Below are 22591 nucleotides of genomic sequence, written 5' to 3' on the forward strand. Positions count from 1 at the left end.
GCGATGCTTCTATGTCAAGCCGCCACCGCGAACGGTCCTTTTGCGGTATTCCCGAGTTCGGATTCATCGGCACGCAGGACCTGGAACACGCGATCGGAGATGCGGCGACGAAGCAGTCGTAGCGCCTCGCGTCGGGTCTTGCCCGCAGCCTGCAGTTTGGCAACATAGGCTTGGCCGAGGCCGCCGCGTGCGACCTGTGTGATGGCGATGGCGTGCAAGGCAGCGTTGACGGTACGGTTGCCACCGCGATTGAGACGCACACGCTCCTGCGCCGACCACACCGGAATCGGGGCCGTACCGTTGAACTTTGCGTAGGCGTCTTTGGAGTGGAAGCGGTGCGCTCCGGCAGTCTCGCCGATGATGACCGCCGCGGAAAGAACCCCACAGCCTGGAATGGCGAGCAACGACGGAGCCAGAACCCGGACGCGCTCGCGGATCTGGCGTTCGAGGTCGTTGATCTGGCGGGTCATCTGCCGGCATCGGCTGAGGAGTTCTCCAGCGATCTGAGCGACCACGCCGGTGAAATGCGTAAGCCGGTCGGCGAGCTCGTCCATCACACGGTAACGCCGGATCCCTCGGACCGGGACGTGAAGTTCAGGGTCGAGCTCGTGCAGGTGCCAGCGTAGCCTGCTGATGAGTTTTGTTCTCTCGCAGACCATATCGTGCCGGTGATCGCTGAGTAGTTTGACTTCCCGGGCGGGGCCGTCCAAACGTGCGATTGGCAGGTTCGGCTCGCGCAATGCAGCCATCGCGACGGCGTGTGCGTCAATCGGATCGGACTTGCCCGGCTCGCGGGCGCTGCGTCGGTGTACAGCCATTAGTTGGGTCTTGACCCGGACCACAGCATGCCCGCGATTGAGCAGATCGGCCTCCAATCGGCGGGTGACGTGGCGGCAGTCTTCGAGCGCGAACTGGAGCTGAGGCCATTGTTTGGCCCACTCGATGGCGGACAAGTGCCCGTCGGTGGTGGCCTTTGCGGTCAGCTCTGCGAGCTTGCGTCCGACCTCGTCGACTGCGACAAAGGTATGAGTGGACTTGTGGGCGTCGACTCCGATAACGATCAACTGAGGACTCCGATCGGTGGGGTGAACGAGGTACCGGGTAATCGTCGTTGGGCACGCCTCAATCGGGCATCAGCGGCACGCTTCTATCAAGCCACGCGGACGATCGTCCGGGACCCGGCAGGACCGCACATCGGGATAAGCCACCAACAGAAGCTGGGGCAGCAAAGAAACGAGCGAATCCCGCCGGGCCTACTCAGGATGGCATTGACGCAAAGAAAGCCGAAGCCTGCTTCAAGATCGTGTTCGCTCGCCGCAGTTCACAGTTCTCCCGCTCCAACGCCGCGATGCGGTCAGCGTCCTCACTCGTGGTGCCCGGGCGGACCCCGCCGTCGATCTCGGCCTGACGAACCCAATTGCGCAACGCCTCGGGATGGACTCCGAGCTGATCGGCGATCCGCTTGATCGCACCCTCTCGACGAATCGGGATCTTGTCGCGCTTCACATGCCATCCGGGTGGCCCGGTCCTTGAGTTCCTCACTGTACTTGCGTGGTGCTGCCATGCTCTCCATCCTTCACAGGTTCGAGAGCCTCCGACAGACCCGGGGCGGTTCATGAAGCCGGAAAGTGGGGTTAGCCCATCGCCGCACCGGTCATCGACCGCATCAACAACAAGGTCTTTAGGGTCCTCTCCGAAATGCTCGGCCATCAGAGGTAGCGCGGTGGATCGACCGTAGGGTCGTCGTCGATGGTGTCGACGTGCGGGTCGGCGAGAATGTTGGTAACCGCAAGGGAGCTGGCACCGAAGGTGGCGAAGTGCGGGTTGACGTCTCTGACGACACTCCGTGCACGGTCCGCCGGCCAAACGAACGCCGGGATCGGCCAAGAAGACCCGAACGGCGCGCGGCGTGGTTGTCGTCCCACGCGGCCAGATCAGCCTCGCCTCGCACAGGTAGTACCGACGGACGCTATGCCGCCGCTGCTCGTTATTGATGTTGATCCTCACGGCACCGGTTCGCCCGCACAGGGTCTCGACATGACTGACCAACGGCCCTCGTGAATTAACCCCTGGCTCAGTGGGTGACCGGTAGTAGCACTCGTCGCGAGTGGTGGTGTGCTGCATTCGAGCGAAGTTCTGTACACCGCGAGAAGCGCCTGAGACAGTGAGCGGGTGAGCCCGTCGTGAACTCGCCCCGGCCGTGCATGGTCGGAAGAACGTGCTGAGCGTCGACGAACTCCAGCCAGGCGGGGGCGCCTAGGTGTCTGCGTTGCCGTTCTTCCATTGTGGCCACGGGATGTTCCAATCGCCGAGTCCATCAACTCCCGGCAGTGTGTCGGCGTTGGTGTTCTTGACCGTGACGGGGTCACCGCGCAGGGTGTTCTTCACGAGCCATTCCGCGTCAGTGGGACTCAGGTTTGGGCAACCGTTGCTGACGTTGCTGCTGCCTTGCGCCGACATCGACCACGGTGCGCCGTGCATGTAAATGCCGCTGTAGGACATTTGCACCGCCCATTGAACGGGTGTGCGGTATCCCGCTGCGGACTCGACAGGCACTCCGTAGGTGGACGAGTCCATGATGATGTGCTCGACGCGATCTCCGATCATGTAGATACCGCGGGGCGTCGGAGTGCTGTCTTTGCCGAACGAGGTCGGCATCGTGCGGATGACCTTGCCGTCTCGTTTGACGACTATCGTTTTGGTGTTGTCGTCGGCAACGATTTCCTGAGCTCGGCCAATCGTGAAGTCGTAGGACAAGTTCTCGTCGCCGTAGAGCCCGTCGCCGAGGTCGACTCCGTAAATGTTGACGGCGACACTGACTTTGGTGCCCGGCGTCCAGAAGCGTTCGGGCCTCCACCGGACTTCGGAGTCGCTGATCCAATAGAACGCACCCCGCATCTGGGGGTCAGACGACACGGTGATCGCCGCCTGTGCCTTCTTTCGGTCGGGGATGGGATCGGCGAACCGCACCCCGACTGTGTGGGCGATCCCGACGGTTTTCTCGCCGAGGATGGCAGCGCTGGTCAGTGACTCCGGTGAGGTCGTGGTGAAGCGCTGCGAGACGACCGATCGACCGCCCACGCCCACGGCCTCGGCTTGAACGGAATACCGCTTCGAATATCCCAGGGGTTGGGTGCTTGTCCACGTTGAGCCGTCCTCGCTCAGTGAGCCCGCCAAGGGACGGCCGCTGGCTGTGGGGATACGGACGTTTGTCAACGCGCCGCGGCTGGCCGTGACAACAATAGGAAGCCCAGGTTCGACAACCGCGTTGGGCGCGAGTCGACCGCCACCTTCGGTGGCCACAGCAATGGAAGGCTGTGCGATGTCGGCGAAGCTGTCAACGGCCTGAATCTCGTTGCTGTAGGCGCCTCCGGTTGAGCTGCACGAGGTCAATAACATCACCACAGCCGTCAAGGCTGCGAGCATCAGCAGTCGCGGAATACCTGCCCGGACCGACCCGCGGCATCCACGAGCGCTCGAGCACTGCGGCTGCGCACCGTAAGCCGCCAAGAGATCACGTGGCTCTTCGATAGCTCGAGTCCTTCTTACGCGGCCCATCGATTGTGGCGAACCCTCTCACTCGGCGCCTGGACTAGGTTTACTATCCACGATAGTAGTTGAATGCTGTGCGCTCCTCTACCCGCTGCACAGCGCGAGAGAAGGTTCGAAACGTCTTCGTGGTGGGCGACCGCCGAGCGGTCACGTCGACCTCATTATTGCCGTGTGGCGACACCCCACAGGTAGTCCCCGCCGATGCGTGTTCGCCACCGCTCGCCGACGTCGAGGCCGTGGTGCGACAACTCTCGCGACACCTGCGGGACCACTCGTCCTCATACCTCCCGCGCGCCGATAAGGCGGGTCGTCCGACGACGTAGACTCCCCGGGTTCTCAACCACGGTGCAGGATCGAGTTTGGGTCCATCTTGCTGCCACACCTTGTAGTGCAGGTGTGGGCCGGTGGAGTAGCCGCGGTTTCCTACCGTTGCGATCTGCGCGCCGGCCAGGACTCGCTGCCAGACGCTCACCAGTGTCTCGCCGATGTGCCCATACACGCCGATCGTGCCGTCGTCTTGCAGCACTCGCATCCACAGCCCGAAGCCGGCGGCCTTCGATAACCGTCCCCGCCCAAGGCGATCTTTGAGGTCGCGGGTTCGGTGTGCTCACGCAGCTGTGACACGCGCAGCAAGTTCGTGGGGTAGTCGGGGCTGCTCGTCTCATCGATAACGACAGTGACGTCTTCGAAGACGTGGCGTTTCTGGGTGCCGTCAGGTGGTCGAGAGTGACCACCCAGGTCGGCCGGGTGCCACCGTCTGTCAGATCCTGCTCGTGGAGTGGGTGGAGTGGACGTGATCAAAAGCGCGTCCGGATCTGAGTCGCCTCCTTCCTTCGTTGCTCCACACGAGTCCGTTAGCTGAGCGTGTAGAGCAATTGTTCGTTTGCGGCGTATGCATTTTCGGCGTTTCTGGCGACCAGCGCGTTGACACTATTGATGGTGCTGCGTTGTTCCCAGTGTGTGCCGTCTGGGCTGCGCCAGACGGTGTCGGCGGTGTCGATGCCCCAGAGCGTGCCATCGGGTGCGGCCGCCAGGAGAGCTAGGGCCGGCGCATCGGGAACGGTTGTGAAGGTCTGGGCGTCGTCGGTGCTGTGTTGCAGGCCATCTGGGGTAGTCGCCCATACGCCGCGGTCGGTGATCGCGAGTGCTGCTGCGGCCAGGGGCGCGCCGGGGGTCCAGCTTCTCCCGTCATCGGTCGATACGAGCAGGCCGTTGATTCCGTCGAAGCCTACGAGTAGTTGTCCGTTGGTGGCGAGCGCGTGGAAGTCGATGTCGCCGGCCACCGATCTCGGTGTCCATGTCTGCCCGCCATCTTCGCTGGCGACGAGTCCCAGCGGGTTGGGTGCCGAGCTCCGCGGGCCGGGATGGCCGGAGGCGAAGATCCGATCAGAGCCGGTTACCCCGGCCAGTCCCATGAAGTCGTCGTCGGAGACGCCGACCCGGCTGGTGGTTCCATCTGCGGTGAGGGCGATTACGCCGGTGTGAGTTCCGGCGAGGATAGTGCCGTCGGCGCGGATGTGCAGGGCGTGGAGGTGGTCGAGTTCTGGGGTCAGTGTTGCGCTCTCTGCTGAGGTTGCCGACGGTGGTGGGGATGTGGGTTGTTCCCGGGTGGAGCAGCCGGTTAGCACAATCAGCGTGGCGATGACTGCGAGGACGACCGCAGCGGTGCGGTTGGACGGGTTTGAGGCAGGCAAGCGGCTAGGACTTTCGTGTGGGTAGGACTGAGTTCGGGCGTGGGTGGTGTGGTGATCGGGGTGGTGGCGAGACCGGGTAGGAGCCGCCCTAACCCTCTGGGGGTGTCGTGGTCACGACTTCTGGATGGGGGTGGAAGGCTGTGAAGGCTTTTGGCCGCAATGCTTTTGGAGGACGAGGGAGATGAGGACGTTGCCGAGGTGGTGACGTGCCCCGGAGAGGTCGCCGATCGCAGCGAGGTGGCGGACGAGACCGATGTGTGCGGCGAGGTGGCGGCGTCGGTTCGAGGTGACGCTGAGGTGGTGGGCGCGGTGGAAAAACTGGTGGGTCGAGTATGGCGTGGGTGCTCGGTAGACGTCTCGCATGGCATGCAGATACTGACGACGGTGGTCGTCGGGGGGCGAGTGCGTCTCCTTCGGGTTCTCGGTCACGGCGCATTCCTCGGACTGGTACGCGCAGGCCGGGTCAACCCGCGTCAACTAACTACTATAAAACCTAGTAATTGGCGGCGCGGTCGGTGCCTGAGTTGCGGCGTCACCGACGAACTTCTGGGGCATACTGGCTGGTGGTGCAGGTGGTGGGTCGCCGGGAAGGTGTGTTGAGTGTGGGTCTCAGCGAGCACGACGGCGGGGCGTCGAGGATCGAGGCGAACGATGGGTGAGCATCCATGAGTGCAGCGGTGGTGTTAGTTGTTGCCGCGGGTGTGCTGGGCTGGTTGTGGCCTCGATGGATGGTTCGGGTGCAGGGCCGTATCGATGCTCGTTGGGTGTTGGTGGCCTGGCCGGCCGCGCAGGTCGTGTTTGCGATGTTGTGGGTGGGAGCTGTTGTGACGCTGGCGGTTCCCGGCCATTTCGGCATCCATTCGTTGTCCGAGGTGGTGTCGTGTCTGCGGGTGTTGTCACACGGCGCATCCCCGCGGGTGGAAGCGATCTCCGGTGGCGTGCTGGCGGTGGTGACCGGGGCAGCGATTGTCCGAGCGGTGACGATCGCGGTGCGATCGGCGGTGCGGATGCGTGGTGCTCGTGAGGAGTATCTGCAGTCGTTGCGGTTGGTGGGCGCCCGCAGTGAGCGCTATCCCGACGTGTGGTGGCTCGCCGACGGGCGGCCGATGGCGTTTTGTCTGCCGGGCAAGGATGCCGGCATTGCCGCCACGACCGGGTTACAGGCGGCGTTGTCCGGTGAGGAACTCGATGCCGTCGTTGCCCATGAGCGCGCACACCGGCGGCAACGTCATCACACCGTGGTGTTGGCGGCCCGCGCTCTCGGGCGTGCGTTCCCGCTGATTCCGTTGTTCAGCCGCGCGGGCCGTGAGGTCGCCGGCTTGGTCGAGCAAGCCGCCGATGCCCGCGCCGCCCAGCTGGTGGGTGCGCGGGCGGTCTGCTCGGCGTTGGGAACGTTGGCCCGTTCGGGACCTGTAGCGGGCCCGGTGGGTGTGTTGTCGATCAGCGATTCGTCGTCCGTGGGGCCGCGGCTGAGCCGCTTGGACTCCGGTCACCGGTGCCGGTCGCGACGTCATCATGTGGGTGCCGCCGCGGCGGTGGCTGGTGTGGTGGCGGTACCGACCACGCTAGCGGTGTCCGGTGTCGTCGCGGCGATGGTGATCGCGATGTGTGTGTAGCCGAGACCGACCCGGGCAGGTCCGACCGCTAGGGGTTGTTGAGAAGCTGCTGCATCCTCGCAATTTCGCTCTCCTGATCAGTGACGATCTGACGTGCCAGAGCGATCGCCTCGGGCGATTGGCCGTCTTGAATCTCGGTCTTGGCCATGGCGATGGCGCCGCGGTGGTGTTCGATCATCTGCGTCAGGAACAGGCGCGACGCCTCGGCGCCTTGCGCGTCGCGTAGCTGCTGCATCTGTTCTGGCGACATCATGCCCATCATCGACGGCATCGGGGAGGAACCCGGCGCCATCGACGTACCCATGTCCATGTTGTGCCCCTGGCCCTCGAGTGGGGCTCCCCATTGCTCCAGCCACGACTGCATCTGCTCGATCTCAGGCTGCTGAGCGTCTTTGATCTGCTGGGCCAGACTGACGACCTGGGGGTTGATGTTGTCCTTCTCCAACAGGATGTCGCTCATCATGATCGCCTGGGTGTGGTGCGGGATCATCTGCTGGGCGAACGAGATGTCCGCGCTGTTGTGTTCGGCAGTGGCCGCCGCTGACGATTCGGTACTGACCGTGCTGGTACCCATCCCCGACATCGAGGAATGATCCTCAGTCGAGGTGTCCGAACACGCGGCCACCACTGTCAGAACAGCCGCCGCGGCAGCAACGACGACACCGGTTCGTGTGGCTCTCATCGATCTCCTCCTCAAGGGTGATACTTCGCCACCGCCCGGCGGCGCTTCCATAACAATTCTACTAACACCGATAGTAGTTAGTCGCCTGCCCGGCACCCACAAAACGGGCGGTGAACTGCGCAAACAACGCCGCTAATGCCCGATTAGTTCGCTTCGTGGCGGGATGTTGTGTGACTGGTGGGGCACAAGTGACTTGTGGTGTGATCTCGCGGGTACACGCATGGCACTCGTGCGTGGGTCTACGACGTCCGCGGGAAAGGTGCGACCGCATGCAGATGGTGTTGACATCGCTACGGGTCAAGGCGGGGCAGCGGTGGGGCCCCAAGGCGCTGGGGGTGGCGGTGGCGGTGTGTGTGGGCGTTGCGCCTGTGATCGCCACCGCACCGGCGGCGGCCTCGACCGATGGACATGTGGCCGGGGAGTTGATCGCGATCGTGCAGGACTCGGTGAAGGCCGCATTGGGTGGTGCTGCAGCGGCGAGTTTGGGGGAGCCGATCACGCAGGCGGCGTCCTGCCTGGGCGCTCAGGCCCAGTCGGGCAGTGTCGGCGATGCGGGCAGTGTGGCCGCGCTGCAGTGCTTCGGAACGTTTTCGCGCATCGATCCGATAGACGGGTTCCGGATCATCGACGCGTTACCGCTGGCCCGGCTGGTGGCCACCCTGATCGCCGCGATCGTGCCGCACGATCCGAACGAGCCGCATGGCCCCCAACCGCAGGAACCCGGAACGCCGACGCCGCTGCTGCCCGGTAGTGGCGGCGCGGTGGCGCCGACTGCGGGTGAGATCACGTCCACCTTCGGTGACGGACGGGGCCATCAGGGCATTGATATCGGTAATGATCTGGGTGCGCCGATTGTCGCTGTGGCTGACGGGGAAGTCATCACCTCCGGACCCGCTGAGGGGTTCGGGTTGTGGATGCGGATCCGCCACGATGACGGCACGATCACCACCTACGGCCACAACGACGAGAATCTGCTCGAGCAGGGCGCGCGAGTACGGATGGGGCAATCGATCGCCACGGTGGGCAACCGTGGGGTGTCGACCGGCCCGCATCTGCATTTCGAGGTTCTCGATCCGACGGGAGTCAACGTCGATCCGGCACAGTGGCTGGCCGATCGTGGGGTGGTTCTGGCGATGGCCGCTGATGCCGACGCCCCCGCGCCGGGGCCGGTGGTGCCCCAGTGGGTCGGCGAACGACGCCTGTGACGAGCCAGCGCGGTGTGGTGGGTCAGGAACGAACGAGGCGAGCGATGGCCGCCGAGGCTTCAGCGATCTTCTCCTGTGCCTCGTCGCCGCCGGCGTGGGCGGCATCGAGCACGCAGTGGGTGAGGTGGTCGTCGAGCAAGCCCAGCGCCACCCCCTCCAGTGCCTTGGTCAGCGCCGAGATCTGGGTCAGGATGTCGATGCAGTACTGCTCCTCATCGACCATCCGGTGGATACCTCGGGATTGGCCTTCGATGCGCTTGAGCCGGGCCAGGTATTTGCCCTTGTCGCTGATGTAACCGTGGGAGGAGTGTTCCGGTGCGGAGGAGTTTCCCGGGGCGGAGGCAGTGGTCATGGACTCACCTTCTCAGTGGATCGCGGTCGGTTGTGCTGCAGTGCACGCACTGTACTCGCGCCTGGGTGCAGGTCGAGTCGGCGCAGCAGTTGCGCGTTGAGTGCGACCACGACCGTCGAGGCTGACATCAGGATCGCTCCGACCGACATCGGCAGGACGAACCCGATGGGCGCGAGAATTCCGGCGGCCAGCGGTACCGAGATCAGGTTGTATCCCGCTGCCCACCACAGGTTCTGCTTCATTTTTCGGTAGCTGGCGTCCGACAGCTCGATGACCGACAGCACCGAGCGGGGGTCGTCGCTGGCGAGGATGACCCCGGCCGAGGCGATCGCGACGTCGGTGCCGGCCCCGATCGCGATGCCCACATCGGCTTGGGCCAGGGCGGGGGCGTCGTTGACGCCGTCGCCCACCATCGCCACCTTGCGTCCTTCGTGCTGCAGTTCGGCCACCTTGCTGGCTTTGTCTTCCGGGCGTACACCGGCGAACACCCGGTCGATACCGAGGTCGTGAGCGACGGTGTGCGCGACCGCTTCGGCGTCGCCGGTGATCATCACGACCTCGACCCCGCGGGCGTGCAGCGCCTCGACGGCTTGGCGGGATTCCCCGCGCACCTCATCAGCAAGTTTGACAGCTCCGATCAGCTCAGTGTCGCGGGTGACATGCAGGATGATTGCGCCGTCGGCGCGCCAGCGATCAGCGATGGCCAGTTCCTGATGGCCCTGTTCCTCGAGCATGCGGGGCCCGCCCACCCGCACTGTGGCGCCCTCGACGCGAGCGGTCACACCGACCGCCGGTGACGAGGTGAAGTCGGTGGCCGCGGGAACCGGCTGGGCGCGGTCGCCGGCCGCTGCGACAATTGCTCGCGCCAGCGGGTGCTCGCTGTCGGCTTCGGCGCTAGCTGCCAGGGTGAGCACGGTGTCCTCATCGACGCCGTCGGCGGCCGCGATCTCGATGACGGTGGGCTCACCCTTGGTCAGGGTTCCGGTCTTGTCGAACAGCACCGCATCCACAGTGCGCATGGCCTCAAGTGCCAACCGGTCTTTGACCAGCACGCCGCCGCGGGCGGCGCGTTCTGTGGCAATGGCCACCACCAGGGGGATAGCCAAGCCGAGTGCGTGCGGGCAGGCGATGACCAGCACGGTGATGGTTCGAATCACCGCCTGGTCGGGTTGGCCGATGACCGTCCACACGATGGCGGTGATGATCGCTGAGCCGAGCGCGAACCAGAACAGCAGCGCTGCGGCGGAATCGGCCAGCCGCTGGGCGCGGGAGGTGGAGTTCTGCGCGTCTGCCACCAGGCGCTGAATCCCGGCCAGCGCCGTGTCGTCGCCGGTGGCGGTGATCTGGACCCGCAGCCCCGAGTCGGTGGCCACCGTGCCGGCCACCACCTGATCGCCGATGCCGCGGCGCACCGTGCGCGATTCTCCGGTGACCATGGATTCATCGAGCTCGGCCGAGCCGTCTACGACGCGACCGTCGGCCGGGACGCTGGCCCCGGGGCGCACGATCACCACATCTCCGACCTGCAGCTCACTGGGAGCAACGGTGGTGATGTGGTCGCCCTCGACGCGTTCGGCCTCATCGGGCAGCAGCGCGGCCAGCGAGTCCAGGGCCGAAGTTGTCTGGGCCAGCGACCGCATCTCGATCCAATGCCCCAACAGCATGATCACGATGAGCAGGGCCAGTTCCCACCAGAAGTCCAGTTCATGGTGCAACACACCGATGCTCGCACCCCAGGACGCCACGAAGGCCACCGTGATCGCCAAGGCGATCAACAGCATCATTCCCGGTGCGCGCGACCGCAGTTCTGCAGAGGCGCCTACCAGGAACGGCCGCCCACCCCAGCAGTACATCACCGTACCCAGCACCGGTGAGACCCACTGCAGCACTTGACTATCGGGTAGGTCGTAGCCGATGAGCATCGCGAACATGGGTGAAAAGGCTACGACCGGCACAGCCAGGGCACCCATGATCCAGAACAGCCGGCGGAACTGCCCGACGTGATCACCATGGCCCGCATGCCCGCCATGCCCAGCGTGATCATGTTCGGCGTGATCATGGTCTGCGCGGGCGCGCTCAGCATGGTGATCGTGGTGGTTGTGTGACGCTGCGGCGAGTTGGCCGTGGTGGCGTTCGTCGGCGGCGTCGTGACCGGCGTGCTCAGGGGAAGAGTGCTCGGAGGAGGAGTGCTCGTTCATACCGTCACCTTATACCCCTGGGGGGTATATGTCGAGGGGTTGGTGGATGGAGTTGTGGTCGATGAGTGGGGCGGGCTGGTGAAGGCGCGTAACCGCAGGCTGTTGCTGACGACGAACACGCTGGACAACGCCATGGCGGCGCCAGCCAGCATGGGGTTGAGCAGTCCCAGCGCGGCCAGCGGTATCGCGGCGATGTTGTAGGCGAATGCCCAGAACAGGTTCATTTTGATCGTTTTCAGAGTGGTGCGTGCCAAGGCGATCGCGTCGGCGGCAGCGTTGAGGTCGCCGCGGACCAGGGTGATGTCGGCGGCATGCATGGCGGCGTCGGTGCCGGTGCCCATCGCCAGCCCGAGATCGGCGTGGGCCAGGGCAGCGGCGTCGTTGACGCCGTCGCCGATCATGGCCACAACCTTGCCTTCGGATTGCAGGTCGGTGATGACGGTGGCCTTGTTGGCCGGCAAGACGTTGGCGATGACGGTGTCGATCCCGACCTCAGCGGCGACGGTGTCGGCGACGGTCTGGTTGTCGCCGGTCAGCAGGATGGGCGTCATACCCAGTGCGGTGAGCCGGGCGATGGCGTGTGCGCTGGTGGGTTTGATCGCATCGGCGACCGCCAGGACCGCATGGGCGCGGCCGTCCCAGGCGACGAGTACGGCGGTCTGTCCGGCTTCTTCGGCGGCGGTCTGTGCCTCGTTGAGGTGGGGGTCATCCACGGCGATGTCGTGTTCGGCCAGCAGCGTCGGACGCCCGACGGTGACAACTCGTCCCTGGACCAGACCGCGCACGCCTCGACCTTCGAAGTTGCGGAAGTCGTCGACCTCGTCGAGCTGTCCGACTTCGGCGGCTGCACCAGCAGCGATGGCGGCCGCGACGGGGTGCTCGGAGGCGTTTTCCACCGCTCCAGCGAGGGCGAGCACGTCGGCGCGAGTGGTGGTGGGGGAGGTGGTGACCTGGACGAGTGTCATCTGGCCCGTGGTGACCGTGCCGGTTTTGTCTAGGACAACGGTGTCGATGGTTCGGGTGGATTCGAGGACTTCGGGGCCTTTGATCACGATGCCGAGTTGGGCTCCGCGGCCGGTACCGACCAGCAGTGCGGTTGGGGTGGCCAGTCCCAGCGCGCAGGGGCAGGCGATGATCAGCACAGCGACCGCGGCGGTGAACGCCGCTTGCAGGGGATAGCCGGCGCCGATCCACGCGCCGAGGACTGCGATGGCGACGGTGATGACCACCGGCACGAAGACGCTTGAGATCCGGTCGGCCAGTCGCTGGGCGTGGGCTTTGCCGGTCTGGGCGCGTTCGACCATCGCGGCCATTTGCGCGAGTTGGGTGTCTGCCCCCACGCGGGTCGCCCGCACCCGTAGGTGTCCGCCGGCGTTGACTGTCCCGCCGGTCACGGTGTCGGCGGGGGCGACCTGGACTGGCATCGACTCGCCGGTGACCATGCTGGCGTCAACTGCCGAGGTGCCAGACACCACCACACCGTCGCTGGCGATCTTCTCGCCGGGCCGCACAATGAACTCGTCGTCGACGGCGAGCTCGCCGATCGGTATCCGATGCTGGTGGCCGTCCCTGATCACTGTGACGTCTTTGGCGCCCAGCTCCAACAAGGCCCGCAACGCCGCACCGGCTTGCCGTTTGGACCGCTTCTCGAAGTATCGGCCGGCCAGGACGAACATCGTGACCCCCGCGGCGACCTCGAGGTAGATGTTGCCTGCACCGTCAGAGGCGCTGACCGTCAGGGTGAATCCGTGGGTCATGCCTGGTTGTCCGGCGGTGCCGAAGAACAACGCATACAACGACCACAACAGCGCCGCGGTGGTGCCGACCGAGATGAGGGTGTCCATGGTGGCCGCACCGTGGCGCAGGTTGAGCAACGCGGCGCGATGAAACGGCCATGCCGCCCACACGATCACTGGCGCGGCCAACGTCAACGACGCCCACTGCCAGTAGGTGAACTGCAACGTCGGGACCATTGCCAGCGCGATCACCGGTACCGAGAGAACCACCGCACCGATCAGTCGGTGACGCAAGGCCACGAGCTCCCCGTCGTCGTCCGAAGGGTCATCGTCGGGGGCGGCACCTTTGGTGGGAGTGGCGGGCAGCGCAGCGTGGTATCCGGCCTGTTCGATGGTCTCGATCAGCAGGTGTGGGTCGACACCGGCGGGTGCGCTGACGTGAGCTTTTTCGGTGGCGTAGTTCACCGAGGCGCTCACTCCGTCGAGTTTGTTCAGTGTGCGTTCGATGCGTGCCGCGCACGATGCACACGTCATGCCCGACACGGCGAGTTCGACATCGACGGCGCCTGTCTGCTCGGCGGTGGCCGCAGGTGGGTGGATCGGAGCTGAGGTGGTCATGGGGGAGTTCCTCGTTGGGTGAATGCCTCGGCGCAATGCCCCGGGGTGGCGCTGGTCAGCGAGTTAGTGTCCGGCGTGCGGATCGACCGAGGGGGCCGTGGAGTCAGGTGTCGGGGCAGGGGTGCCGGTGGGGGCATCGAGAACGAAGGTGGCGGTGTGCACAGCGCCGTCGACCTGGAAGTCGAGGTAGAGCAGATAGCGGCCCGGGGTGGGGGCGGTGGTGGCGAAGCGGACCTGTGGTCCCGCGAGTTGACCGGCGGTCGGTGCCACGCCCTCAGGGTGAACATGCAGGTAGGCCAGGTCGCCTTGACGCAGGGCCACCAAGTGACCGAAAGCGCCCAGATACGGCTGCAGGGTGGTAACCGGTTGTCCTGCTCGGCGCACGGTGACGGTCAGTTCGGACTCGGCGCCCGCGCGCAGATGACCGGCCAGCTCGATGTCGAACCCGTCGACGGATGACTGTCGTGATTCGGCGGTGGGTGGGGCCGGCTGGTAGTCACCGCTGACTTCGACGGTGCTGGTGAGGGTGAGGGGTTGGCCGGTGGCGGCGGGCACGAAGTCGGCGTAGATCCGGTAGCTGCCTCCCGTCGCCCACTGCCAGGGCAGCGTCCAGCGCCCTTCGGGCGAGAGGGTGGGGTGCACGTGTCGGAAGTGGGTGCCATCCGCGCGGACGACGATCAGGTGCAGCTGCTTGTCGTGCTCGGTGGCGAAGTCGGTGACCGCGGTCCCGGCGGCATCGAGGATCTCAAAGCTCAATGGAGCCTGCACCCCGGACGCATGGGGTGCCACCACATTCCCCAGGATGAAGCCGCCTGCTGCCAGCGAAACCCCGCGAACCTGATCGGCACCCGGAGACGAGGCGGATGTTCGCGACTGTGGTGCAGCATTGTGATCGGCATGGGCGGACTCAGCCGGGGACGTCGACGCCCTGTCGGACGCGACACCAGCGGCGATGGCGTACGCCGCAGCGAAAACTATCAGCAGGGCCGCGGCGAAGACGCCGAGCTTGGTTGGAACATTCATCGCTGGATTCCTGTCATCGGTGGTGGCGACACACACGCCGCCCGGGGAGGGGCTGAAGTCGCCAGTGGGCAGACACTTCAGCCCCTCGTCGGCTACTGCGCCAGGTGGTAGCCGGCCTCTTCGACCGCGACGCGGATCGCGTCGGGCTCGATCGGGGCCGAGCTGGAGATGGTGACTTGCCCGCTGGCCACGTCGACCTCGACGTCGGTCACGCCGGCCAGTGCTCCGACTTCTTCACGCACCGACGACGCGCAGTGCCCACACGTCATTCCGGAGACGATCACTGTCGATGTGCTCATGAGATGTGCCCTTTCGGTACAGCAGTGGTGCCGACGACCTTGGGGGTCTGTCGCTGTGGCGTCTCGCCACACCACCTTTATACCCTACCCCCCTAGGGTAATCAATGGGTGGAGGTGGGTTGAGCTTCGGTGGGGGCGGAGACGCTGAGCCATCCGCGGCGGTGCAACATCAACAGGGCGGACGCCGCCGCTATGCCGGTGAGGACTAGAGCGATCCACACCAGTTCGGGCATGTCGCGGGTGGTGGCCGCGCTAAACAGCCACCCGGTCGCGGCGTTGCCGAGCAGAATCCCGATCCCGACGATGGTGTTGTAGAGCCCGTAGTGGGTGGCGACAAGCGTGCCGCGGGCCAGTCCCACCACCGTGTCCATTTCGAATGGGAACACTGCTGCGGTGGCGGCGGCGAGCAGGGCTGCGGTGAGTAGCAGTGCGGCGATGTTGAGGGCGATGTTGCGCTGATGCGTTGCGGTGCCGGCGACTAGGGGCAGGAAAGCTGCAGCCATCAGTGTCATTCCCACGCTCAGGCTGCCGGTGCTGCCCCAGCGGTTGCCGAACCATGTGGTGATGCGTAGCTGTCCGGCGATGGCCACCAGACCGGTCACCACGAACATTGCGGTGACAATGCTGGTGGCGAGGGTGGGGTTGTCTGCTATGCGGTCGGCATGTAGGGGCAGGGCGAGGTAGACCTGGAAGGACAGCACGTAAGAGCTGGCCATCGCCGCAGCGAAGAGCAGGAATCGCCGGTTACGTACGACGCTGCGCCAGTCCTGAATGATTGAGGTGTTGCTTGGGGCTGGTGTTGTTGCGGGTAGCGCTTTGATCTGCACGAGGGTCAGGACCGCGAAAACTGCTGCCGCACAGAGAGAGGTGAGCCGGAAGTCCAGGGCGGTCAGGGCTAGTCCGACCAGCGGCCCGAGCAGGATGCCGGCCTGGTAGAAGACGTTGAACACGGCGAATGCTTCGATCCGGCGCTCACCGGCGTCGGCGGCCAGGTAGGCCCGTACGGCGGGGTTGAACAGCGCCCCGGCGAATCCCGTTGCCGCCGAGGCGATCAGGATCGCGGGCAGCGAACTGGCCAGGGCCAGTAGGATGAATCCGATGACCCGCATCAGGCATCCGGCGATGATGAGCGGTTTGTACCCCCAGCGGTCAGCGAGTGTTCCCCCGATCAGGAACATGCCCTGTTGGGAGAAGTTGCGTATCCCCAGGACCAGGCCCACTGCCCATGCGGCCAGGGCCAGCGGGCCGGCGAGGTAGGCGGCGAGGTAGGGCATGAGCATGTAGAAGCCGAGGTTGATGGTGAACTGGTTGACCATCAGCACTTGGCTGGGGCGATCGAAGCTGCGGAAACTGCGGTAGAGGCGTCGCATAGATCAGCTCGTGGGCTCGGCGTGCGGCACGCAAGTGGGGTCGATGATGGTAGGGCACCGCGTCCAGCTGCTCGCGACCTGAGTGAGCGGATCGTTGATGGTGTGGGGGGCAGTGGGCGGCGCCGGGGCGCCGATCAGGTCGTGAGCTTGGCAGTACTCGTCGTTGTAGATGGTTCCGTAGTAGCGGGCGGGGCCATCGGGGAAGACCGCCGCGATGCGCGTATCGGCCGAACGAGTGCGAGCCAGCCAGCCCGAGACCAGGGCCACCGCGCCCACGCTCCAGCCGCCGGTGGCGTACTGCGTGGCGGCCAGGGTGCGGCATGCCCAGACTGCTTCGGCCGGCGCCACCCAGTGCACCTCACTGAACTGGTCGTAGGCGACGTTGCGGGGGTAGATGCTCGAGCCGAGTCCCCGCATGATCCGTGACTGTGCGGGCTGGCCGAAGATCGTCGAGCCGATGGTGTCTACGCCCACGACTTCCAGCTCAGGGTTGAACTGCCGCAGAGTATGAGCCACACCGGCTGAGTGCCCACCGGTGCCCACCGAGCACACCAGGACATCGATATGGCGCAGCTGCGCGATCAGCTCCACACCCAGTGAGCTGTAACCGGTCACGTTGTCGGGGTTGGAATACTGGTCGGGACACCACGCAGCCTCGTCGCGCTCGAGCAGGGTGCGCACGCGGTCGCGGCGGGCTTGTTGCCAACCCCCGACCGGGTGGGGCTCGCTGACGACATCGACCTGGGCGCCGTAGGCGGCGAGCATTTGCCGCAGGATCGGTTCCAGTCCGGGGTCGGTCACCAAGGTCACCGGATGACCGAACACGATGCCCGCTAAAGCCAGGCCTAATCCCAGTGTGCCGCTCGTTGATTCGATGATCTGCGCCCCCGGGGCCAGCTCTTCACGGGCGCGGGCGCGTTCGACCATGTGCAGCGCCGGCCGGTCTTTCATGCCACCGGGGTTGAAGCCTTCCAGCTTGGCCCAGAAGCCGCGCCCGTGCTCGGCGAAGGGTTCCTCGATGCGCAACACCGGGGTGCCGCCCACCAGCTGACGACTCAGCCCAGCACGGGGCGACGCGGCTTCGGCGGGGAAGGTACTGGCGAATGGATCACTGGTGGTGAGGCTGTAGGAGACAGTCACACGGGCATCCTCTGCGTTGTTGAACAGGACGCCGCCGGGCAGAAATCAGATCATCAGTGTGAGAGGGAACTGTGTCGTAACGTTCCACCCGGCGACACCGCCACCTTGCCCACCGAACCTCAAGGCTGATCGGCAGCGTGGATCAAGATCTGCTCAAGAATGCCCACGAGGTTGGATGATCGTGTAGACCACCGCCACCATAGGAGCGTGCCCCAAGATCGCAACGTCGTCGACGACCTCCATATGCCGGTGGTCCGACCACCGCACGGTCTGCACGCCCTGGTGATCGAAGATGAGCCCGACATTGCCGAAGTCGTTGCTGACTACCTGCAGCGCAGCGGATTCACGGTCACCGTTGCGCCCGACGGCCAGGAGGGAGTCGCCGCCGCACGCACGGCGAGTCCGGCAGTAGTCATCCTCGACCTGGGCTTGCCGTCACTCGATGGCGTCGAGGTCTGTCGACAGTTGCGCACCTTCACCAACGCCTACATCGTGATGGTCACGGCCCGCGCGGACGAAGTCGACACAGTCGTTGGCCTGTCGGTGGGGGCCGATGACTACCTCACGAAACCATTTCGCCCTCGTGAGCTGATGGCGCGCATCGACGCCATGCTGCGCCGACCACGGCCGACCCCAACCGGCGAGTCGCACCCGCGGACGATAGGGGAGCTCACCCTCGACCCTCAGGGTCGTGAAGTCCAGGTGGAGAGCACACCCGTGGAGCTGACTCGGACTGAGTTCGACGTTCTCGAAGCGCTCACGCGGCGGCCCGGTGTTGTGTTCAGTCGAGAGCAACTGCTCACCGAAATCTGGGGACCCGACTGGGTCGGCGATGCCCACGTCGTCGAAGTCCATGTCGCCAGTCTGCGCCGCAAACTCGGTGACAGCGCCGTAGCCGGCCGATTCATCCGCACCGTTCGCGGAGTGGGCTACCGGATGGGTGACGGCCAACCTCGAGGAGCCAGCGATGAACGATGAACGTCGACGGTTACGTATCCCCGGCAGCTTCGGCTCCCGGCTCATGCTCGCTCAAGCTATCGTCATCGCCGGCGGCGGCATCAGCGTCGCGATCGTGGCACTATTCGTGGCTCCACACACCTTCCACGACCATCTCGGCCAAGCTCGCCTCGAGCCAGGGTCAGTTCAGGCCGACCATGTCGAAGCCGCGTTCACTTCCTCGATCGTCGTCTCAATGTCTGCCGCATTGATCACCTCGACGATCCTGGCCACGGCCGTCAGCTGGTTCCTGGCTCGCCGCGTACAACAGTCAGTCGCCAGTGTCGCCCGCTCAGCCGTGGCTATTGGCGCCGGCAACTACCGCACGCGCGTACCCGATCGCCAGCTCGGCACCGAGTTCACCCAGCTCAGCCGAGCTATCAACCAACTTGCACAACGGCTGGATTCACAAGACGACATCCGTAAGCGGATGCTGTCAGACCTTGCCCACGAACTGCGCACCCCGTTGACCACCATCGGCGCGATCACCGACGCCATCGAAGACGGAATCCGGGCTCCCGACTCCCACACCTTCGACGTCGTGCGCACCGCCACCACCCGCCTGCAGCGTCTCGCCGAGGACATTGCGACCGTATCCAGCGCCGACGAGCATCAGATGCCCTTGCAGCCCTCGACGATCACTGTCAACGAACTGCTCATCGCGACCTACGAAGAAGCCGCCGACCTGTTCACCGACGCCGACGTCACGCTGGGCATCGTCACCACCGCCGCGCGCGTACACATCGATGTCGACGCCGAACGAATGAGCCAAGTACTGCTCAATCTGCTCACCAACGCGCTGCGACACAGCTCCCCGGGCCAGCGAGTCGTAGTCAAAGCCGACACCGCCCCGGCACACGCGGTGCGCATCAGCGTCGTCGACTGCGGGGACGGCATTCCCCCTCAACACCTTCCACACATCTTCGACCGCTTCTACCGCACCGACTCCTCACGCACCAGAGACGCCGGCGGCAGCGGAATCGGCCTCACCATCGCCCGCTCCATCGTCGAAGACCATGGGGGCACCTTGCTCGCCGAAAGCCTGGGAACCGGACACGGAGCCACCTTCACCATCACGTTGCCGACCACCACCCGACGTCACATCCACCGCAGCACCCCTGGAACCGAATTCTCCGTGGCCTTCAAACACCGCCCGCCTCGCGGCGCTGCCGATGCGCTCCAACGGGACCAAGCTACTAACTGAGGTAGTCCGTCGTAAGATTGACCCGCATCTAGAGATGGTGGGTGAAAATGACTGGGCTGGGTTCACTGGAACGCGCAGTGATGGACGTGCTGTGGTCAGCAGGCCGGCGATGTCGGTGCACGACCTAGTCGAGGAACTCCACGACCGCGAACCGGCCTACACCACAGTGCTCACCGTCGTCACCAACCTGCACAAAAAGGGGTTCGTCGGTCGAGAAAAAGTCAGCCGCGCCTACCGGTACTTCCCTATGCAGACCCGTGAAGAGGCCACCTCACGCACCTTGCGTCAGGTCCTCGACGCCAGCGGGGACTCCGCGGCAGTACTGATGCACTTCGCCCAGACCGTGACACCCGCCGAGCGTGAAGTGCTCAGCGAATACCTCACCCTCAAACCTCGCCACACCCGCGGCGGCGGCACCAAAGCCTAAGGCACAAAACCCTCCGACAAGGGAAACCCCGGCGCCTCCGGCGAGGCCCAGGCCCGACTACTCAACCGATCGCGCGCCCCTTGACTGCTGGGAGTAGACGCGCCACCAGCGCACCGGCCACACCCGCAGCGAAGGCCGCAGCACTCAGAGCCGACACCCAGTCGTGCACATCCACAGCGGTCAGCACCCGCAGCTCAACCGGATCACCGCGCCCGACTCCTGAGCGGGGGTCGGATGGCACGAGATCCGACGTTCGGAGCAGCATCACCAGCCAGAACGCGGCCACCGCCTCAAACATCACCACAGCAAGACCCACCGCACGGGAGATCGTACGGGCAGGACCGCGCGGGCCGAACCGACCCGTACGCCGCACCGCGACACCGTCAGTCATGCCTCACCACCTCCCCGCACACCCCCATCACACCCCACTTCTACTAACCACCTTCGTATTTTGTGGCCATCGGGCGTGGGCACAGGAGGCCGGCCGGGCCAGGCGGAAGACTATCGCGGCCACCAGACCGAAAATCGCGATCACACTGCCAGTACGGACCCACCTCGGGGGTCGATTGAGCTCTGCCCTCAACGCCAACTCGGCAATCGGATCAGCAGGCACCACACCAACCTCGATCGGCCCGCCCGTGGCCGCGAACACGATGAACACCCACATCGCCGAGGCCATCCACACGAGCGAGTCCACCATCACCGCCAACGACGCACCGTGCAGACGCGCGGAGAACAGCATGAATGCCCCAACACAGAGCAGCGCCAACACGATCGCCGCCGCGAAAAAGCCCGGGGGGGCAACCACCATCACGCCGCCGGCCGCACTCACAGCAAGCGCACACGAAACGACGAGCGCCCGCCAAGCCTCCCCACCTCGACCCGGCCGACGGGCAGCGGCGACACCACACGCTACGACCGCACCGAACAGCCCCAAGAATGCCCCTTGGGCCACAACGCTTGCAATCACCGCGCCTCCAACAGCCATCTTGAAACTATTACAAATAGTAGTTCAGATGGGCCGGAGGACGCTGAGCGGCGGGGGAGTAGCTCTACCCCATGGATGGACCGGGGCCTCCAGAGGCGAGGAACCCTGGGCCGCGCTCACACCAGTCCTAAAGGTGTCTGCCACCCGACTTCGAGAGTGACCCCGCGGTACACGCCAATCTGGCGTGCCCGCAACTGGAAGCGCAACAACCCACCGACGCGAACGGGTGGTCGAACCGGGCGGTGCCGACGATGCCCCTGCGGGTATCCCGGATGTCAAGGTGATGCTTTCGGAATCGCCCAACACGGTTATTATCGTGATATGACGATTGATAGTGCGGATGGGTGCCTCGCCGCGGCGGGTGCCGGATCGAATCTGGATGCGGCGGTGGCGTTGTTTCACAGCCTCTCCGACGGGACTCGGTTGGCGATCGTGCGCCGCCTCGCCGACGGGGAGTCGCGGGTGGCGGACCTGGTCGGCGAGCTGGGGTTGGCGCAGTCGACGGTATCGGCGCACGTGGCGTGCCTGCGGGACTGCGGCCTGGTCACCGGCCGCCCGCAGGGTAGGCAGGTGTTCTACTCGCTGACCCGCCCGGAGTTGCTGGACCTGCTCGCCGCCGCCGAAACCCTCCTCGCGGCCACCGGTAGCGCGGTCGCGTTATGCCCGAACTACGGCACGGACACCGGTGCGGGGGTGACGGTGTGAGCGACGCCTGCGGCTGCGGCCACGACGAACCCCGCCCGGAGGGCGAAGAGAAGCACGAACCCGACAAGCTGTGGCAGGTCACCGAGATCCGGGCCGCCGTCCTCGCCGGGGTGCTGCTGGTCGCCGCCCTGATCGTGGGGTGGTCTGACGGCTCGCGCCCGGTGGAGCTGGCCCTGGAAGCGGTGGCGTTGGTCGTCGCCGGCTACACCTTCGTCCCCTCCACGCTCAAGCGCCTGGCCAAGGGCAAGATCGGGGTCGGGACGCTGATGACGATCGCCGCCGTCGGCGCCGTCCTGCTCGGCGAGGTTGGCGAGGCCGCGATGCTGGCGTTCCTGTTCGCGATCAGCGAAGGGCTCGAGGAGTACGCGGTCACTCGCACCCGCCGCGGCCTGCGTGCCCTGCTGTCCCTGGTTCCGGACACCGCGACCGTCCTCCGCGACGGCCGCGAACAAACCGTTCCCCCAGCGGATTTGACGCTCGGGGAGATCATGATCGTCAAACCCGGGGAGCGGATCGCCACCGACGGCATCATCCGATCCGGGCGCACCGCGCTGGACACTTCGGCGATCACCGGCGAATCGGTGCCGGTCGAGGTCGGCGAGGGCGACAGCGTCGCCGGCGCGACCGTGAACACGAGTGGCCGCCTCGTCGTGCGCGCGACGCGGGTCGGCGCCGACACGAAGCTCTCGCAGCTCGCGAAGCTCGTCGAGGATGCGCAGTCGGGCAAGGCGCCCGTGCAGCGGCTCGCCGACCGGGTCGCGAGCGTGTTCGTGCCGATCGTCTTCG

20 protein-coding genes and 3 pseudogenes are annotated in these 22591 nt (G+C 65.5%); 7 read left to right on the forward strand and 16 right to left on the reverse strand.

Features of this window, described 5'->3' with window-relative positions; genetic code table 11:
* Positions 1-14: 14 nt before the first annotated feature.
* The 6 genes and pseudogenes from B3T59_RS10025 to B3T59_RS10050 all read right to left on the reverse strand — a co-directional run bounded on the left by B3T59_RS10025 (position 15) and on the right by B3T59_RS10050 (position 5675).
* Entirely contained in the window at positions 15-1064 is a 1050-nt protein-coding gene (locus B3T59_RS10025) for an IS110 family transposase (RefSeq protein ID WP_287002147.1), read from the reverse strand.
* Positions 1065-1257: 193 nt separating this feature from the next.
* A complete protein-coding gene (locus B3T59_RS10030) occupies positions 1258-1506 on the reverse strand; it encodes a transposase (RefSeq protein WP_287002148.1) in 249 nt (82 codons plus the stop codon).
* Positions 1507-2256: 750 nt separating this feature from the next.
* The gene (locus tag B3T59_RS10035; RefSeq protein ID WP_012834376.1) at positions 2257-3426 is read right to left on the reverse strand and encodes a L,D-transpeptidase; all 1170 of its coding nucleotides are present in this window, start codon (positions 3424-3426) and stop codon (positions 2257-2259) included.
* 436 nt (positions 3427-3862) lie between these two features.
* Positions 3863-4105: pseudogene (locus B3T59_RS10040) on the reverse strand (peptidoglycan DD-metalloendopeptidase family protein); the annotation flags it as partial.
* Between the two features lie 301 nt (positions 4106-4406).
* A complete protein-coding gene (locus B3T59_RS10045; protein ID WP_035718240.1) occupies positions 4407-5246 on the reverse strand; it encodes a F510_1955 family glycosylhydrolase in 840 nt (279 codons plus the stop codon).
* 111 nt (positions 5247-5357) lie between these two features.
* Positions 5358-5675, reverse strand: coding sequence for a hypothetical protein (locus B3T59_RS10050; protein WP_010844644.1), 318 nt, complete (start codon positions 5673-5675; stop codon positions 5358-5360).
* Between the two features lie 236 nt (positions 5676-5911).
* Here B3T59_RS10050 and B3T59_RS10055 point away from each other — a divergent pair, with 236 nt between their 5' ends.
* On the forward strand, positions 5912-6862 hold the full coding sequence (locus tag B3T59_RS10055) for a M56 family metallopeptidase (RefSeq protein WP_012834378.1): 951 nt from the start codon (positions 5912-5914) through the stop codon (positions 6860-6862).
* A 28-nt stretch (positions 6863-6890) separates the two neighbouring features.
* On the opposite strand, the gene B3T59_RS10060 is transcribed toward B3T59_RS10055, so the two are convergent.
* Positions 6891-7544 (reverse strand): DUF305 domain-containing protein, encoded by a 654-nt coding sequence (locus B3T59_RS10060; protein ID WP_012834379.1) that lies wholly within the window; start codon positions 7542-7544, stop codon positions 6891-6893.
* 269 nt (positions 7545-7813) lie between these two features.
* Here B3T59_RS10060 and B3T59_RS10065 point away from each other — a divergent pair, with 269 nt between their 5' ends.
* The gene (locus B3T59_RS10065; RefSeq protein WP_006357620.1) at positions 7814-8749 is read left to right on the forward strand and encodes a M23 family metallopeptidase; all 936 of its coding nucleotides are present in this window, start codon (positions 7814-7816) and stop codon (positions 8747-8749) included.
* Positions 8750-8771: 22 nt separating this feature from the next.
* On the opposite strand, the gene B3T59_RS10070 is transcribed toward B3T59_RS10065, so the two are convergent.
* From B3T59_RS10070 to B3T59_RS10100, 7 genes are all read right to left on the reverse strand, one after another.
* The gene (locus tag B3T59_RS10070; protein ID WP_006438343.1) at positions 8772-9101 is read right to left on the reverse strand and encodes a metal-sensitive transcriptional regulator; all 330 of its coding nucleotides are present in this window, start codon (positions 9099-9101) and stop codon (positions 8772-8774) included.
* Positions 9098-11299, reverse strand: a complete 2202-nt coding sequence (locus B3T59_RS10075; RefSeq protein WP_287002150.1) for a heavy metal translocating P-type ATPase — start codon at positions 11297-11299, stop codon at positions 9098-9100. Before B3T59_RS10075 ends, B3T59_RS10070 begins: the two co-directional genes overlap by 4 nt.
* Positions 11296-13653 carry a heavy metal translocating P-type ATPase gene (locus B3T59_RS10080; RefSeq protein WP_287002151.1) on the reverse strand — a complete coding sequence of 786 codons (2358 nt, stop codon included), beginning with the start codon at positions 13651-13653 and terminating at the stop codon, positions 11296-11298. The genes B3T59_RS10075 and B3T59_RS10080 overlap by 4 nt, the downstream gene beginning before the upstream one ends.
* Before the next feature lie 63 nt (positions 13654-13716).
* On the reverse strand, positions 13717-14676 hold the full coding sequence (locus B3T59_RS10085; RefSeq protein ID WP_012834383.1) for a hypothetical protein: 960 nt from the start codon (positions 14674-14676) through the stop codon (positions 13717-13719).
* A 92-nt stretch (positions 14677-14768) separates the two neighbouring features.
* On the reverse strand, positions 14769-14975 hold the full coding sequence (locus tag B3T59_RS10090; RefSeq protein WP_006438347.1) for a heavy-metal-associated domain-containing protein: 207 nt from the start codon (positions 14973-14975) through the stop codon (positions 14769-14771).
* A 101-nt stretch (positions 14976-15076) separates the two neighbouring features.
* Positions 15077-16345 carry an MFS transporter gene (locus tag B3T59_RS10095; RefSeq protein WP_287002153.1) on the reverse strand — a complete coding sequence of 423 codons (1269 nt, stop codon included), beginning with the start codon at positions 16343-16345 and terminating at the stop codon, positions 15077-15079.
* A 3-nt stretch (positions 16346-16348) separates the two neighbouring features.
* Positions 16349-17485, reverse strand: a complete 1137-nt coding sequence (locus B3T59_RS10100; protein WP_287002154.1) for a PLP-dependent cysteine synthase family protein — start codon at positions 17483-17485, stop codon at positions 16349-16351.
* A gap of 243 nt (positions 17486-17728) precedes the next feature.
* On the opposite strand from B3T59_RS10100, the gene B3T59_RS10105 reads away from it, so the two are divergent.
* The 3 genes and pseudogenes from B3T59_RS10105 to B3T59_RS10115 all read left to right on the forward strand — a co-directional run bounded on the left by B3T59_RS10105 (position 17729) and on the right by B3T59_RS10115 (position 20112).
* Positions 17729-18463, forward strand: a complete 735-nt coding sequence (locus B3T59_RS10105) for a response regulator transcription factor (protein WP_005180009.1) — start codon at positions 17729-17731, stop codon at positions 18461-18463.
* On the forward strand, positions 18453-19685 hold the full coding sequence (locus tag B3T59_RS10110) for a sensor histidine kinase (protein ID WP_287002156.1): 1233 nt from the start codon (positions 18453-18455) through the stop codon (positions 19683-19685). Before B3T59_RS10105 ends, B3T59_RS10110 begins: the two co-directional genes overlap by 11 nt.
* Positions 19686-19732: 47 nt before the next feature.
* Positions 19733-20112: pseudogene (locus B3T59_RS10115) on the forward strand (BlaI/MecI/CopY family transcriptional regulator).
* 61 nt (positions 20113-20173) lie between these two features.
* On the opposite strand, the gene B3T59_RS10120 reads toward B3T59_RS10115, so the two are convergent.
* Positions 20174-20503, reverse strand: coding sequence for a hypothetical protein (locus tag B3T59_RS10120; RefSeq protein ID WP_287002157.1), 330 nt, complete (start codon positions 20501-20503; stop codon positions 20174-20176).
* A 27-nt stretch (positions 20504-20530) separates the two neighbouring features.
* The gene (locus B3T59_RS10125; protein WP_227892890.1) at positions 20531-20944 is read right to left on the reverse strand and encodes a hypothetical protein; all 414 of its coding nucleotides are present in this window, start codon (positions 20942-20944) and stop codon (positions 20531-20533) included.
* 477 nt (positions 20945-21421) lie between these two features.
* Between B3T59_RS10125 and B3T59_RS10130 the strand changes: the two genes are divergently transcribed.
* Together B3T59_RS10130 and B3T59_RS10135 are read left to right on the forward strand one after the other, a co-directional pair.
* Positions 21422-21805, forward strand: coding sequence for an ArsR/SmtB family transcription factor (locus B3T59_RS10130; protein ID WP_012834389.1), 384 nt, complete (start codon positions 21422-21424; stop codon positions 21803-21805).
* Positions 21802-22591, forward strand: a pseudogene (locus B3T59_RS10135) (cation-transporting P-type ATPase); the annotation flags it as partial. The gene B3T59_RS10130 and the pseudogene B3T59_RS10135, both read left to right, overlap by 4 nt.

Origin of the sequence: Gordonia sp. UBA7860, assembly GCF_002500165.1 — a bacterium.
GTDB classification, from domain to species: Bacteria; Actinomycetota; Actinomycetes; order Mycobacteriales; family Mycobacteriaceae; genus Gordonia; species Gordonia sputi.

Coding starts and splice junctions, on each gene's coding strand:
- B3T59_RS10035 (WP_012834376.1), bottom strand. CDS start 3,426: ATGCTCGCAGCCTTGACGGCTGTGGTGATGTTATTGACCTCGTGCAGC.
- B3T59_RS10055 (WP_012834378.1), top strand. CDS start 5,912: ATGAGTGCAGCGGTGGTGTTAGTTGTTGCCGCGGGTGTGCTGGGCTGG.
- B3T59_RS10060 (WP_012834379.1), bottom strand. CDS start 7,544: ATGAGAGCCACACGAACCGGTGTCGTCGTTGCTGCCGCGGCGGCTGTT.
- B3T59_RS10065 (WP_006357620.1), top strand. CDS start 7,814: ATGCAGATGGTGTTGACATCGCTACGGGTCAAGGCGGGGCAGCGGTGG.
- B3T59_RS10070 (WP_006438343.1), bottom strand. CDS start 9,101: ATGACCACTGCCTCCGCCCCGGGAAACTCCTCCGCACCGGAACACTCC.
- B3T59_RS10075 (WP_287002150.1), bottom strand. CDS start 11,299: ATGAACGAGCACTCCTCCTCCGAGCACTCTTCCCCTGAGCACGCCGGT.
- B3T59_RS10080 (WP_287002151.1), bottom strand. CDS start 13,653: ATGACCACCTCAGCTCCGATCCACCCACCTGCGGCCACCGCCGAGCAG.
- B3T59_RS10085 (WP_012834383.1), bottom strand. CDS start 14,676: ATGAATGTTCCAACCAAGCTCGGCGTCTTCGCCGCGGCCCTGCTGATA.
- B3T59_RS10090 (WP_006438347.1), bottom strand. CDS start 14,975: ATGAGCACATCGACAGTGATCGTCTCCGGAATGACGTGTGGGCACTGC.
- B3T59_RS10095 (WP_287002153.1), bottom strand. CDS start 16,345: ATGCGACGCCTCTACCGCAGTTTCCGCAGCTTCGATCGCCCCAGCCAA.
- B3T59_RS10105 (WP_005180009.1), top strand. CDS start 17,729: ATGCCGGTGGTCCGACCACCGCACGGTCTGCACGCCCTGGTGATCGAA.
- B3T59_RS10110 (WP_287002156.1), top strand. CDS start 18,453: ATGAACGATGAACGTCGACGGTTACGTATCCCCGGCAGCTTCGGCTCC.
- B3T59_RS10120 (WP_287002157.1), bottom strand. CDS start 20,503: ATGACTGACGGTGTCGCGGTGCGGCGTACGGGTCGGTTCGGCCCGCGC.
- B3T59_RS10130 (WP_012834389.1), top strand. CDS start 21,422: ATGACGATTGATAGTGCGGATGGGTGCCTCGCCGCGGCGGGTGCCGGA.